The sequence below is a fragment of the Rhizobium mayense genome, assembly GCF_030272705.1.
Taxonomy (GTDB): domain Bacteria; phylum Pseudomonadota; class Alphaproteobacteria; order Rhizobiales; family Rhizobiaceae; genus Rhizobium; species Rhizobium mayense.
On record NZ_JARFYM010000036.1, the window covers coordinates 1 to 12993 of the forward strand.

11 protein-coding genes are annotated in these 12993 nt (G+C 58.0%); 6 read left to right on the forward strand and 5 right to left on the reverse strand.

Going from position 1 to position 12993, the window contains the following annotated elements; translation table 11 throughout:
* Positions 1 to 127 precede the first annotated feature (127 nt).
* From PY649_RS29095 to PY649_RS29105, 3 genes are all read left to right on the forward strand, one after another.
* Positions 128 to 1306 carry a GNAT family N-acetyltransferase gene (locus PY649_RS29095; protein WP_285872370.1) on the forward strand — a complete coding sequence of 393 codons (1179 nt, stop codon included), beginning with the start codon at positions 128 to 130 and terminating at the stop codon, positions 1304 to 1306.
* A 151-nt stretch (positions 1307 to 1457) separates the two neighbouring features.
* Positions 1458 to 2126, forward strand: coding sequence for a response regulator (locus PY649_RS29100; protein WP_285872371.1), 669 nt, complete (start codon positions 1458 to 1460; stop codon positions 2124 to 2126).
* On the forward strand, positions 2116 to 3531 hold the full coding sequence (locus PY649_RS29105) for a sensor histidine kinase (protein WP_285872372.1): 1416 nt from the start codon (positions 2116 to 2118) through the stop codon (positions 3529 to 3531). Before PY649_RS29100 ends, PY649_RS29105 begins: the two co-directional genes overlap by 11 nt.
* Before the next feature lie 28 nt (positions 3532 to 3559).
* Here the strand turns inward: PY649_RS29105 and PY649_RS29110 are convergent, their stop codons facing one another.
* The 5 genes from PY649_RS29110 to PY649_RS29130 form a co-directional block, all read right to left on the reverse strand.
* On the reverse strand, positions 3560 to 4273 hold the full coding sequence (locus PY649_RS29110; protein WP_285872373.1) for a DNA helicase: 714 nt from the start codon (positions 4271 to 4273) through the stop codon (positions 3560 to 3562).
* A gap of 299 nt (positions 4274 to 4572) precedes the next feature.
* Entirely contained in the window at positions 4573 to 5454 is an 882-nt protein-coding gene (locus tag PY649_RS29115) for an ABC transporter permease (protein ID WP_285872374.1), read from the reverse strand.
* A 13-nt stretch (positions 5455 to 5467) separates the two neighbouring features.
* Positions 5468 to 6286 carry an ABC transporter ATP-binding protein gene (locus PY649_RS29120; RefSeq protein WP_285872375.1) on the reverse strand — a complete coding sequence of 273 codons (819 nt, stop codon included), beginning with the start codon at positions 6284 to 6286 and terminating at the stop codon, positions 5468 to 5470.
* Positions 6287 to 6377: 91 nt separating this feature from the next.
* Positions 6378 to 7391 (reverse strand): ABC transporter substrate-binding protein, encoded by a 1014-nt coding sequence (locus PY649_RS29125; RefSeq protein WP_285872376.1) that lies wholly within the window; start codon positions 7389 to 7391, stop codon positions 6378 to 6380.
* 257 nt (positions 7392 to 7648) lie between these two features.
* On the reverse strand, positions 7649 to 8662 hold the full coding sequence (locus tag PY649_RS29130) for an ABC transporter substrate-binding protein (RefSeq protein ID WP_285872377.1): 1014 nt from the start codon (positions 8660 to 8662) through the stop codon (positions 7649 to 7651).
* Between the two features lie 1025 nt (positions 8663 to 9687).
* Here PY649_RS29130 and PY649_RS29135 point away from each other — a divergent pair.
* The 3 genes from PY649_RS29135 to PY649_RS29145 all read left to right on the forward strand — a co-directional run bounded on the left by PY649_RS29135 (position 9688) and on the right by PY649_RS29145 (position 12957).
* Positions 9688 to 9996 carry a hypothetical protein gene (locus PY649_RS29135; protein ID WP_285872378.1) on the forward strand — a complete coding sequence of 103 codons (309 nt, stop codon included), beginning with the start codon at positions 9688 to 9690 and terminating at the stop codon, positions 9994 to 9996.
* Positions 9997 to 10190: 194 nt separating this feature from the next.
* Positions 10191 to 10649: a helix-turn-helix domain-containing protein gene (locus PY649_RS29140; protein ID WP_285872379.1), complete on the forward strand. Its 459-nt coding sequence runs from the start codon at positions 10191 to 10193 to the stop codon at positions 10647 to 10649.
* Between the two features lie 352 nt (positions 10650 to 11001).
* On the forward strand, positions 11002 to 12957 hold the full coding sequence (locus PY649_RS29145) for a BTAD domain-containing putative transcriptional regulator (RefSeq protein ID WP_285872380.1): 1956 nt from the start codon (positions 11002 to 11004) through the stop codon (positions 12955 to 12957).
* Positions 12958 to 12993: the final 36 nt, after the last annotated feature.

A 12993-nucleotide genomic window follows, 5' to 3' on the forward strand; every position in this document is an offset into this window, starting at 1 on the left:
ACTATTAACCATGGAAGTAAGCTTTACTTACATACCGTGGGGCTTTGGTGTAAACCACAACCAGAGAGTTATATAAATTCATTAGCCTGGTAAATTTTACAACTTAAATGAACAAAACGCTATGAGATTGCGTTCATTGACGGATTTAGAGATGACCCCGCTTCATACAGATGATTTTGTTGATCGACGCTGCTCCGTCATCAGCGACATAAATCAGATGACCGAGTTGGAAAGCGAGTGGAACGAGCTGTGGCTCAAAGCCAAGGGCTCCTTTTATCAAAGCTATTCGGTCTCATACCATAGCTGGAACGAAATCTCCCGCCCAGCCGGACGTTCGCTCTTCTGCATCGTCATTCGCGAAAATGGCAAGCTGGTTCTTGTCTTTCCTTTGGTAAGATATCGCAACGGTCCGTGCTCGATGGTTCGCCCTCTCGGGCCAGATGCCGCGCAAACCACGGATGTGCTGGTCGATCCCCAGTCGGATTACCGACGCAATATCAGCTTGGCGTGGCAAACGATCGAACATTCGTCCAAAGTCGACATCATCCGCATGCCATTCGTCAAGGTCGGATCATTTCTTGATCAATTGATCAACAACAGGCGAAACCTTGGCTGCGAGGGCGACATCGCGCCCTTTGCCGATTTGCAGGATCAGACGAGCTGGGATGCATATGCCAAAATAATTGGCGCGAACTCCCGCCAGCAGCTTAACCGGAAGCGCAAAAGGCTTTCCGAACTCGGCAAGTTCGAGTTTGTCGAAGTCGATCCGGTTGCCGATCCAACCTATGCAATCGAACTTATGGAGTGGATGTTCGCGCAGAAGAAAATATGGTCCGAGCGTGTCGGCAAACACGGCCCCTGGATAACCTCAAAAGACTATCGAAGCTTCATGTACAACTGGATCACGGATCCCGACAATATCCAGGGAATGCGTATCTATGCCATCCTGATCGACAAAGCGCCGATCGCCATGAAACTGGCAGCTTACGGCCTATCCCATATGGATCTGATTATTGCCGCGTTCCATTCGGATCCACAATACGCGAAATATTCGCCGGGGTTCGTGCTCGACGAATTCTGGATGAAGATCGTATTTGAAAAGCGTCTGAACGTTGATTTTGGCGCAGGCAATGAGCCCTACAAATTGTTTTGGTCGAGAAACGTCAAAAACGATCTCGCAAGCTATCATATCCCGCAAACCTTGATCGGAAACACAGCCACCCGATTGTGGCGCCTGAAGCGCGGGACGATGGCTCATCTGGCCGAGCGTCGGAAGCGACAGACTGAGCTGCCAAAGGCGGCTTAACCGACCTATCGGGGCGGGTACGTCTTCTCCCGCCCTTCCAGCACCTAACCCAACAGCTGTACTGAATTCGGCTTCCTACCTACGCGGGTGAAATAGACGCCGCGTAACCCAAAATACTCGCAATATCCGGCACTTGCTGTATAGTTGGTCCATGAGGCTCCTGATCGTCGAAGACAACCGCGAACTGGCGTCCTGGCTCGGCAAAGCGCTGCGTCAGGCGCAATATGCGGTCGACATTGCCTATGACGGCGAGGACGCCGAACATATGTTGAAAGTGGCGGTTTACGCCGTCGTCATCCTTGATTTGTCACTGCCGAAAATGGATGGGCTGACGCTGCTGAAGCGGCTGCGCCAGGGCGGCAGCAAGGTGCCGGTCATCATCCTGACGGCCAATGCCAGCCTCGACGGACGGGTTGCCGGGCTCGACAGCGGTGCCGACGACTATCTCGCCAAACCCTTCGAAATCGCCGAGCTGGAAGCCCGCATCCGCGCCCTTGTCCGCCGCGGCCATGACCGCGCCGCGCCCGAAATTGCCGTCGGCAACCTGCTGTTCGACGGCGGAACGCGGCAGTTCTTTCTGGACGGCGAGACCCTGGCGCTCACGCCGCGCGAACATGCCGTGCTCGAACATCTCGTCATGAAAGTCGGCACGACGGTGACCAAAGCCGCGCTCTCTGAAAGCGTCTTCGGCTTCGACGATCTCGCCGACACCAGCGCCATCGAAATCTACGTGCATCGCGTCCGCAAGAAACTCGAAGGCAGCGCCGTGCAGATCGCCACGCTGCGCGGCCTCGGCTATCTCCTTCGCCATGCGCAATAACGAAGTCCGCCCAATCAAAGGACGCCTGAGGCGCGCCATCGCGGGGCTGACGGCCAGCCTGCGGGCGCAACTGTTTGCCTGGGTGGTGCTGACGCTGATCGGGGCGATCTGCATCAATCTCTATCTGAGTTTCCAGTCGGCGAATGCCACCTCGAATCTCGTTACCGACCACACACTGCTTGCCTCAGCCCGTGTCATTGCCGAGGCCGTCCATGTCGACGCCAATGGCACCGTCCAGGTCGACATTCCCCCCGCCGCACTGGAGATGTTTGATACCGGCTATGGCGACCGCGTCTTCTATCAGGTGGTGACCGCCTGGGGGAACCTCGTCGCTGGCTATCCCGATCTGCCGCAGCCGAAGAAACAGCAGACCGGCGAGGACACTGCATTTCGCACCGATCGGGTGCGCGCGATGATGCTGAACCATCCGATCGTCGGCCTTAGCGAAGACAGCACGATATCCGTCACCGTCGCCGTCACTCACAACAGCCAATACGCCATGCGCAGCAGGCTGTGGCTGTCGGATTTCACCAAGCAGCTCGTGCTCGTACTGCTCGCCGGTCTCGTGACCATTATCGGCCTGCAGCGCGGTCTGACCCCGGTGCTGCGGCTGCGTGACGCCGTGCGCGAACGCGGCCGCCAGCGGCTGGATCCGTTGGAACCGGATATGGTGCAGACCGAACTGCGCCCTCTGGTTCACGCCCTTAATGACCATATGGAGCGGGTGCAGAACCAGATGGCGGCGCAGCGCCGCTTCGTCTCCAACGCCGCCCATCAACTGCGCACGCCGCTCGCACTCATCGCGACGCAGGCGAGCGTGGCGGCGCGCGAGGACGACAATGCCAGACGCGACGAGGCGTTACTGGCGCTACGCTCCAGCACGAGGCAGGTGACACGGCTGGCGAGCCAGCTTCTCACCCTGTCGCGGGCCGAACCCGGCAGCCGCCGCCCGCGCAGCGACACGGTCGACCTCGTCATCACTGTCCGGCAAGTCCTGGAAAACCTGGCTGAGGAAGCCTTGAGACGCAACATCGACCTGGGGCTGGAGGCCGAAGACACGCTGGTCAATGTTGAAGGCGACGGCACCATGCTGCGCGAGATGCTGGTCAATCTCGTCGACAATGCCCTGCGTTATACCCCTGCGAATGGGCGGGTCACGGTCGGCGTCCGGCACGACGGCGGCGACGCTGTGCTGTGGGTGGAGGACAGCGGTCCGGGCATTCCCGAAGCCGAGCGCGGCCAGGTCTTCGAGCGCTTCTATCGCATCATCGGTACCGAGCCGGAAGGCAGCGGCCTCGGGCTCGCCATCGTCCGCGAAGTCGTCGACGGCGCCGGCGGCACTGTCACGCTCGGCGATGCGGCTGGCGGCGGACTGCTGGTGACCGTGAGGCTGCCGGCGGTTTGACGGTTCCAAACCACCGGCGGCCTTATCGCTATCTTGCCGCCCGAAGCTGGACTTCGCCGTTATTCAGGAAAAATGTCTTGTCGAACAGCGCCAGATCCAGCGGATTCGGCAAACGGACATCTTCCAGACTGGGATAGGCTTTCACCGATGGATCGTAGGACCGATCGATCTGCGAGATGAAGATCATGGTCATACCTCTTTCCCGCGCGAAGGACCTCAATGCCTGGACCTGCACCATCAATTCGGGCTTCTGCCGATCCTGGTCGAGGATTTGCAGATAGTCGATGACCACCAGCGTTCCCTTGGGCGCAGACGCCAGCCTCTCCATGATATAGTCGGCACTGATCGCGTCGGAGCTGTCGAATTCGAATAGCTCTTTGAAATGCTCGAACTCGACGCCGATCGCCCGAAAGCGGCCCGAAACGTCCCTCTCGGTATATTCCAGCGAAAAGAAGACGCCCCGATTGCCTGATTTCATCGCCTCGACGGCCAGCCTAAGACTCATCAAGGTTTTGCCTTGCAGCGGGCGGGCGCCAATGAGCACCAGATCGCCGGGTTGCAATTGTGCGAACATGTCACCGGCTGATGTCGTCGAATCCGAGCGGGCCATCAGCAGACTCCACCCGCGGAAACCTTCCTCGGTGGCAATTCGGTCGAGCGCCTCATGTAGCGGGATATTTTCCCCGCGCGACATGAGCCTGGCTTTACGCTTCAAACGATAAACTGGGCTGGAAAGCCTCATATAAAAACCTCCTATTGCGAGCAACGACCGCAACCCCTCCTTATGCTGGCGCTCGAACAGTCGGTTCGATGATGATCAGCCCCGCATGAATGATACTTTCCCAGATGGAGGGGGGAGGCATGGGCTTTGCCTGAATCGGACAATAGCCTGATTCTCGTCTGGAGAAAATTGCCCCCGCGCATCTCCGCATAGCCGTGGCCAGCGCCAGCCCGAGCGCAAAAAAGAGGCCGGGTGGAGGTGCCCGGCCTTTGGAGTTGCCGGGTGGGGGGACCCGGCCTTGGGAGCTATGTCTTGGCGGCTTATTGCACATCCATATGCTGCTGCGGACGCCATCTGGTGATGCGGTTTTCGACGAGCGTCATCACGTATTCGGCGCCGAGCGTCACCACCATCACAAGGATGATCGCGGCATAGAGGCCGGCTGCGTCATAGGTGCCCTTGGCGATCGAGATCAGATAGCCGATGCCGGCGAGCGAACCGACGAATTCGCCGACGATGGCGCCGATAATAGCGAACGAGAAGGAGATGTGCAGGCTTGCAAAAATCCAGCTCATCGCCGACGGCAGGATCACATTACGGGTCACCTGCCAGTTCGAAGCGCCGAGAATGCGGGCATTGGCGATCATGTTGCGGTCGGCTTCACGCACGCCCTGGAAGGCGTTGGCGAAAACGACGAAGAACACCATGATGAAGGCGAGCGCTACCTTGGAGGCAAGGCCGAGGCCCATGATCATGACGAAGATCGGCGCCAGCACGACGCGCGGGATCGAGTTGATCGCCTTGATGTAGATCGACAGGATATCGGACGCCAGCTTGTTGCGGCCGAGAGCGACACCGACGAGCACGCCGGTGACCGAGCCGATGACGAAGCCGATCAGCGCTTCTTCCATGGTGACGCCGAGATGGTACCAGAGTGAGCCGCTATCGGTGCCTTCGGTGATCCAGTCCCACAGGCGCAACCCGATTGCATAGGGGCTGGAATAGAAGAACGGATCGATCCAGTGCAGGTCCGAGGAAAGCTGCCACAGGCCAAGAATCGCCACGAGGACCGCGACCTGCCAGAAAAGGACCACGTATTTGCGGCGCTTGATAGCCTTCAGCGCTGCGGCTTCGATTTCCGCGTCGGAGGTGCCGGCGCGGAAGATCGGGGCATTGCCTGCCTCAAGGGCTGTGTTTGCCATGGTCAATCCTCCCTTATGCCGCTTCGGCGGCGCGGCGATAGCTGGTCTCGACCTCTTCGCGAAGGTCGTCCCAGATCGTCTTGCAATAATCGATGAAGTTCTGCTCGTAGCGGATCTCCGAGACGACACGCGGGCGCGGCAGGTCGATCGTGTAGACAGACTTCACCGTCGCCGGGCCGGCCGTCAGCACATAGACTTTATCGGCGAGCGCCACCGCCTCCTCGAGGTCGTGCGTCACGAAGACGACGGAGGCCTGCCGTTCGGCCCAGAGCTTCAGCAGCTCTTCATGCATCACCGTGCGGGTCTGGACGTCGAGCGCCGAGAACGGTTCATCCATCAGCAGGATTTCCGGCTCGTTGATGAAGGTCTGCGCCAGCGAGACGCGCTTGCGCATGCCGCCGGAGAGCTGATGCGGATAGTGATGCAGGAATTTCGTGAGGCCGACACGGGCGAGCCAGTCCTTGGCCGTCTTTTCGGCTTCCGCCGCCGATTTGCCGCGAAACAGCGGGCCGGACATGACGTTGTCGATGACGTTCTTCCAGGGAAAAAGCGCATCCGTTTGAAAGACGAAGCCGACGCGCGGATCGATGCCGGTGACAGGCCCGCCCATCAGGCGGACTTCGCCGGCGCTCGGCTTGGCAAGGCCGGTGACAAGATTGAGCGTCGTCGACTTGCCGCAGCCGGTCGGGCCGACGACGGCGACGAATTCGCCGCGCTCGACGGCCATGTTGAAATCGCGCAGCGCCGTCAGCGATTTGCCGGTCGGGGATACGAAGCGGCGGCTGACATTGATGAGTTCGATCGCCGGTATCCGGCGTTCATCCTGTTGCATGGTGCTGATCCTCCCGCGTGCCTTTGGGCGTGCACGCAAAGCCCGGTGAACTGCCGCTTCCGGAACCGGCCGGAAGCGGCGTTATGGCTGCTTACTTGACGTTCTTGACGAATTCCGTCGTGTAGGTCTTCGACAGGTCGATCGACTTGCCCTTGACGTTCTTGGAGAACTGGGAAAGCACTGCGAGAACCGTCTTCGGACCATCTTCCGGCATCACGCCGTCGGCCGTGAACATTTCCTTGCCGGCATCCAGAGCCTTGATGTAGCCGTCCTTGTCGCCGACGTAGAAATCCTTCGGCATCTTGTCGGCGATTTCGGCACCCGAATGGGTGTTGATGAAGCGCAGCGTCTTGACGAAGGCGTTGGCAAGCTTCTGCACGTCTTCCTTGTGAGCATCGACCCAGGCGGCGTCCATGTAGAGCGAAGCTGCCGGATAGGTGCCGCCGAGCGCGGCCTCGGTGCCCTTCAAGGTTCTGAGATCGACGAGAACCGAAGCTTCGCCAGTCTTCAGCATGCGCGAGATGGTCGGCTCGGTGGTCATGCCGGCCTGAATGGCGTCCTGCTGCATGGCGGCGATGAAGGTCTGGCCGGCACCAACCGGAACTGGGGTGACGTCAGCCGGCGAAAGGCCGGCCTTCGACGCCATATAGAGCGTCAGGAAGTTGGTGGAAGAACCAAGGCCGGTAACGCCGACGCTCTTGCCCTTCAAATCGGCGAAGGACTTGATTTCCGGATGCTTAGTCGACACCAGCTCGACTTCGCCCGGCGCCTGGCTGAATTGCACGACGGATTCGATGAACTTGCCCTTGGCCTGCAGGTCGACGCAGTGATCGTAGAAGCCGACAACGCCTTGGACAGCACCAGCAAGCAACTGGTTCTCGGCGTCCACGCCGGCGGATTCGTTCAGAAGCTCGACATCGAGACCTTCATCCTTGAAGTAACCGAGGGATTCCGCGAGTTTGGCCGGCAGATAGATCTGCTTTTCGTAGCCACCCACCATGATGGAGATCTTGTCGGCGGCATGTGCAGCCGTAGCGCCGAGGGAAGCGGCGGTCATGACGAGAGAAAGGGCTACGGTATGAAAAAGGGTGCGCGATGAACGCATAAATGTCTCCTCCTATTAGTCCTATTAGGGTGCCGGCGTCGTATTACAGTTGCGCAGCAAACGCTTCCTCCAAGAAGCTAGGCGAACCTAGCGCGCGCAACCTTTCAGTCACCTTTCATTGGAAAATCTCACTGGTGATATCGCGATTTTATTTCACGCCGGCAACGGCAAAATCGCGTCGACCCCGCTGGGCCGAGACGGAAAATCCGAGACAAATGCCGCCTCCGGCATTTGCCGGAAGCGGCACGATGAGTAGCCTACTTGGCGTTCTTGACGAACGCCGTCGTATAGGTCTTCGACAGGTCGATTGTCTTGCCCTGGACGTTCTTGGAGAACTCGGAGAGTACGGCGAGCACGGTCTTCGGCCCATCTTCCGGCATCACACCATCAGCCGTAAACATCGCCTTGCCGTTTTCGAGCGCCTTCACGTAACCCTCCTTGTCGCCGACATAAAAGTCTTTCGGCATCTTGTCGGCGATTTCCGCGGCGGAATGGGTATTGATGAAGTGTAGCGTCTTGACGAAGGCATTCGCGAGCTTTTGCGTCTCCTCCTTATGGTCATCGACCCAGGAGGTCTGCATATAGAGCGACGCTGCCGGATAGGTGCCGCCGAGAACGGCCTTGGTGCCGTCCATGCTGCGCATATCGATGAGGACCTTGGCTTCTCCCGTCTTCAACAGACGCGAAATTGTGGGCTCCGTGGTCATGCCGGCTTGAATGGCGTCCTGCTGCATGGCGGCAATGAAGGTCTGACCGGCTCCGACCGGGACGGAGGTGAAGTCACCAAGCTTCAAGCCGTTTTTGACCGCCAGATATTGCGTCAAGAAATTGGTGGATGAGCCAAGCCCAGTGACGCCGAGGCTTTTACCCTTGAAATCGGCAGGCGACTTGATCTCAGGATGTTTGCTGGACACCAGTTCCACCTCACCGGGCGCCTGGCTGAACTGTACGACGGATTCGACGAATTTGCCCTTGCCCTGAAGGTCGATACAGTGGTCGTAAAAGCCGACGACGCCTTGAACGGCGCCGGCCAGCATTTCGTTTTCCGCATCGACGCCGGCCGGCTCGTTGAGAAGTTCGACATCAAGACCTTCATCCTTGAAGTAGCCAAGGGATTCCGCGAGCTTGGCCGGCAAATAGATCTGCTTTTCATAGCCGCCCACCATGATGGAAATCTTCTCGGCGGCATGTGCCGCTGTGGCGCCGAGCGAGGCGGCGGTCATGACCAGAGATAGGGCTGCGGTATGAAAAAGCGCGCGCGATGAACGCATTGGTGTCTCCTCCTGTTTGGATGCCGCGGCGGCGCTTGATCACCGCGTCGGCATAGGCTTCCTCCACGAAGCCAAGCAAGCCTAGCGCGGGCAACCTTTCAGCCAGCTTTCAGTAGGAACCTCTCATAAGACGGTATTGCAGTTTTATTTCACTGCCGGCAATCACCAGCGTTGGATCGCCGTCTCGACCCATACTTCTCCCGAGGCCGAATACATTTGCGCGAACAACCATCCAGTGAACTGAACGGCTAGGGTGTCGGCAACCTCCTGGCGTTGGAAAAGCGCGTCGGCTCTCAACGCAAATTTTTGCACGCGCAGGTATTTTGCAATGCCTGTGCGAGTTGCATCATCGGCGATAAACGCAGCGGTTTGTGGACGAGGGCAAAGTTCTGGTTGATCGTCTTGCGGCCGTGCTTGGACGGCCGGGGCTCGCTGACCCCCCTGCTTTGTAGGCATGGCGGGCCCCGCAAGAAAACGATAAAATGAAAAGAAAAAAGGACCCGCCGTTCTTGGTTCAGCGGGCCTAAAGATTCCAGCAACTTGTCCGGGCGCGGGCACGACCGGACAGTCGGCATTAAGACCATCTAATATAACAGGGTCAAGACGCGAATTCGACCAATTTTGGGTAGGTTAATCAACCAGAAATAGAGTTTACGCTCGCGAAATACGCTAGATCGTTGATTTCATAATAAGAAATATAACCGAACCCCCTCTCCAAAAGAATGACGTGCCGAGCAAAAAAATTTTGCTTTCAGAATAGCTCGGCCGCTCCCAGCCGTGATCAGCTTTCCTATCCACGTCCTTGAAAAGGCTAACGTAACGTTAACTTTAGAAAATATTAATATATTTGACACTGAAAGTGACAGCCCAATCCGACCGTCGTTGCAAAGCGATCTTCGCGTGCTAAGTCGGCTAACGTGCACGTAGAACGCTGATATGCTATAAATTTCGAACGACCGCCGGCACTTGCCGGGGGCGGACTCGCGGCTGAGGGATCAGCTAATTTCAGCGGAGGGGGACAATCCATGAAAACTGCAGCCGCAGCTCTGCTTTTGTTGGCGATCGTTAGCGCCAGCCCGGCGTTGGCGATCTCCCGCTACGAATCACTCAGCAAAAGCTGCGAGTCGGTGCAGCAGTTAATTTCGAGGGAGCGCTCGGTGCTGCTGCGTTATCCTTCGAGAAGCGGCAATGTAGTCCTCTATGACCGTTATGTAGCCGGCGATGGGCAGTGCGGCAGCGGCTACTATGCGGCTTCCACCAGCGTACCTACCAAAGACAATCCAAAGTGCCCTGTGTACAATTGCAGATCGTCTTCAGTCTTTAATCCACATTGACGCGAAGCTTCTTTTCTGCCGTTAATCTCTCCGCCAACCGAGGGAAAAACGCCACTGTCAAGACTTTTGGTTGAAAATTACCGAACTTTAATACACACTGAACGGGCAGATCGGGGACATGTTCTTGCCTCCTCCCCGGGCATCTGTAAGGTGGCGCCCGCTGGGTACCCCCGTTCGAATGAGGAGATTGCGCAGTGAGTGCAAAAGTACCAAATCCAATTGACGCCTATGTCGGCTCACGCGTGCGCATGCGCCGGCTCATGCTTGGTATGAGCCAGGAACGGCTCGCCGAACAGATCGGAGTCACCTTTCAGCAGGTGCAAAAATACGAGAAAGGCACCAATCGCATCGGCGCCAGCCGATTGCAGGCGATCGCGGGAGTTTTGGCGGTTCCGGTCGCTTTCTTCTTCCAGCAGGACACCACGCAGCCGCTGACGACGGAAGGCTTGGGCGCAATCAGCGGCCTTGAGGACCTGTCCGAATTTCTGACGTCCAAGGAAGGTCTGAGCCTCAACAAGGCCTTCATGAAGATCAACGACCCCAACGTCCGCCAGTCCGTGCTGACGCTCATCAAATCGCTGGCCAACGCTTCCGAGCCAACGGTCACGCATGCGCCGCCTGCGGCCGAAGTTCCTTTCGGCCTCAGAAACTGATCTCCACGCCTCGCCCTTCAAATTTGGGTGAGGCGCGGATCACGATCGAATGATAGGCTTGCCCCCACGTCGACGATCGCGGTATCTGCAATTGCAGGAGAGAGGAGAGCCCATGCGTTCATTTGAGCGCAGGAAGGCGGTTCCGGCTTTCTTGAATCTAGAACATCTTATCCGTCTGCGGGTGATCTACCTCAATGCGGGATGTTCTAGCGATTGCGATAGGATAGCAGTCATCGTAGTATGATTTTCACGATCGCAAATAACAGCGCGATCACAATGACACAGGTCATCGCAGGCGACACCGGAAATCGAGTTTCCGATACGGGAAAGCTGTTGGATGCAGTGGGGATGCATGGATTTCAGGCTGCTGACATTCGGAGACCTGCGTCTCGTGGACGGAGCAGGTTCAACAGTGCCTTTTCCCGAAAAAGGCTTGCTGTCGATCTGCTTCCTGCTGACGAGTTCGTCGACGCAAAAGCCCCGTGCGGAACTTGCTGAATTTCTCTGGGGCGATATCCCAATGGACAAGGCGCTGGCGAACCTGCGGCAGACGCTGTCGCGCGTCAAAAACCGGCAGGACGAACTCGGAATCGAGCTGCTGCGGATCGAGCAGGCGACCGTAAGCGTGAATGTCCAAGCCTTCACCAACGACCTCTCGCTCCTGAACGCAGTGTCGCAAACCGACCCTCACACCGCGCTGGAGGAATTGCTGCAACTTGGCCGCTGGGATTTTCTCGCCCGCACCGAAGTCGTCGGCGGCTTGGCTCGCATGTGGCTGCGCACGCAGCGGGATCGTATCAAGACGCAGATGCTGACGACGCTCCACGATACTATTGCAGCCATGAGCGAAGACGCGGACGCGACCATTGTCAAAGAAGCGGCACTGCGGCTGTTCGAGGCCCATCCCGAAGATGAGTCGGTCTACCAGCTACTGGGTGAGACCTATGCCGGCGAACCCCAGCTGGAAAGCGCTCGCCATATTTTCGAGAGCCGCAGAAAATATCGCTGGGGCGAATTGCCGGTCGATCCCGACCCGCAGACGTTAAGCGTTGCGCGACGGCTTTTCGAACGTCAGCGCAATGTCGCGCCACAGCCTCGGGAGACAGCGGCGCCACAGCAGTTGGAAATCATTCCACCCGTGCCTAGCGGCCCCCCCAAGCTCGCACTGCTGCCGCCCGTGAACACCGCCCAAAACCATCAGCCCGCCGTCTTTCTCTCGTCGGCGTTGTTGGAAGACATCACTGTCGGCCTTTGCGTGTTGAAGACAGTGACGATGGTGGCGCACTACACGGCGGAAAAGATTGCGCTCCACTTTGATCGCCCGGCAATGCTGGAAAAATACGCCATCAACTACGTGCTAGATACCAGGCTCAGCTTCGACGGCAGCACCTACTGGCTTTTCGCCCAGTTGATTTACGCCGGCAATGACGAAGTCATCTGGGCGGAGCGATTCAGCATGGAGGCCCAGGATCTGCCGCGCCAGCATCGCGAAATCGCGCAACGCGTTGTAGCGTTTGTCGCCAGCTACATCGAGCGCAACGAATTTTCCCGCGACTACTTCGAGCGCAACCCGGGAGTCTATCACCAATATCTGCTAGGCCAGCGATATCTGAAGAATCTCGGCCTGCCGGACATTCGTAGAGCTCGCAAGGCATTTCAAGCGGCACTGAAGGAAAATCCCTATTTCTCACCAGCGCTCAGCGGCATGGCCCGCACCTATCATCTCGAGTGGTTCTTGACGGCGCGCGGCGATGCGCACCTGCTGAAACGCATCGAGGAAGAGGCCGGCAAGGCCATCGCCACGGGTCAGGATCTCGCCAACGGCTATCGTGAATTTGCCGCTGCGAAACTCTTCCAGGGCGATTTCGACGAAAGCCTTAATTCCTTTGAACTCGCCGAAACCATCAGCCCGCATCATGCCGACATTATCACGGACTATGCGGACGCGCTGGTTCATGCTTCCCAACCGGCCAAGGCCCTGGAGAAGATGGAGCGTGCCATCAAGCTGAACCCGATGAGTCCGGACTTCTATTATTGGACAGCAGCCGGAGCCAGCTACTTTCTTGAGCAGTATGATCAGGCTATGTCCTATATCGGTCGCATGGCCGATCCTGCGCCGGCGGCGCGGCTTGCCGCCGCGGCGGCGGGGATGGCCGGCGACATACGCAAGGCAAAACGTCTCGTGCGCAAGGTCAAGGAAACCTATCCGGATTTCGAGGTCGACAAGTGGCTTTCCGTCGTGCCTATGCGCGAGCAATGGCAAAAGGAACATTATAGGGAGGGGCTAAAACGCGCGGGCTTTAATTAGGCGCCGATAAGAACCAATTCACACTTTCCTCAGCTC

What these genes read in the sequence shown, in the direction of transcription:
- PY649_RS29135 (WP_285872378.1), top strand. Translation starts at nt 9,688, where the DNA reads ATGAAAACTGCAGCCGCAGCTCTGCTTTTGTTGGCGATCGTTAGCGCC.
- PY649_RS29145 (WP_285872380.1), top strand. Translation starts at nt 11,002, where the DNA reads ATGGATTTCAGGCTGCTGACATTCGGAGACCTGCGTCTCGTGGACGGA.
- PY649_RS29110 (WP_285872373.1), bottom strand. Translation starts at nt 4,273, where the DNA reads ATGAGGCTTTCCAGCCCAGTTTATCGTTTGAAGCGTAAAGCCAGGCTC.
- PY649_RS29130 (WP_285872377.1), bottom strand. Translation starts at nt 8,662, where the DNA reads ATGCGTTCATCGCGCGCGCTTTTTCATACCGCAGCCCTATCTCTGGTC.
- PY649_RS29105 (WP_285872372.1), top strand. Translation starts at nt 2,116, where the DNA reads ATGCGCAATAACGAAGTCCGCCCAATCAAAGGACGCCTGAGGCGCGCC.
- PY649_RS29100 (WP_285872371.1), top strand. Translation starts at nt 1,458, where the DNA reads ATGAGGCTCCTGATCGTCGAAGACAACCGCGAACTGGCGTCCTGGCTC.
- PY649_RS29115 (WP_285872374.1), bottom strand. Translation starts at nt 5,454, where the DNA reads ATGGCAAACACAGCCCTTGAGGCAGGCAATGCCCCGATCTTCCGCGCC.
- PY649_RS29120 (WP_285872375.1), bottom strand. Translation starts at nt 6,286, where the DNA reads ATGCAACAGGATGAACGCCGGATACCGGCGATCGAACTCATCAATGTC.
- PY649_RS29125 (WP_285872376.1), bottom strand. Translation starts at nt 7,391, where the DNA reads ATGCGTTCATCGCGCACCCTTTTTCATACCGTAGCCCTTTCTCTCGTC.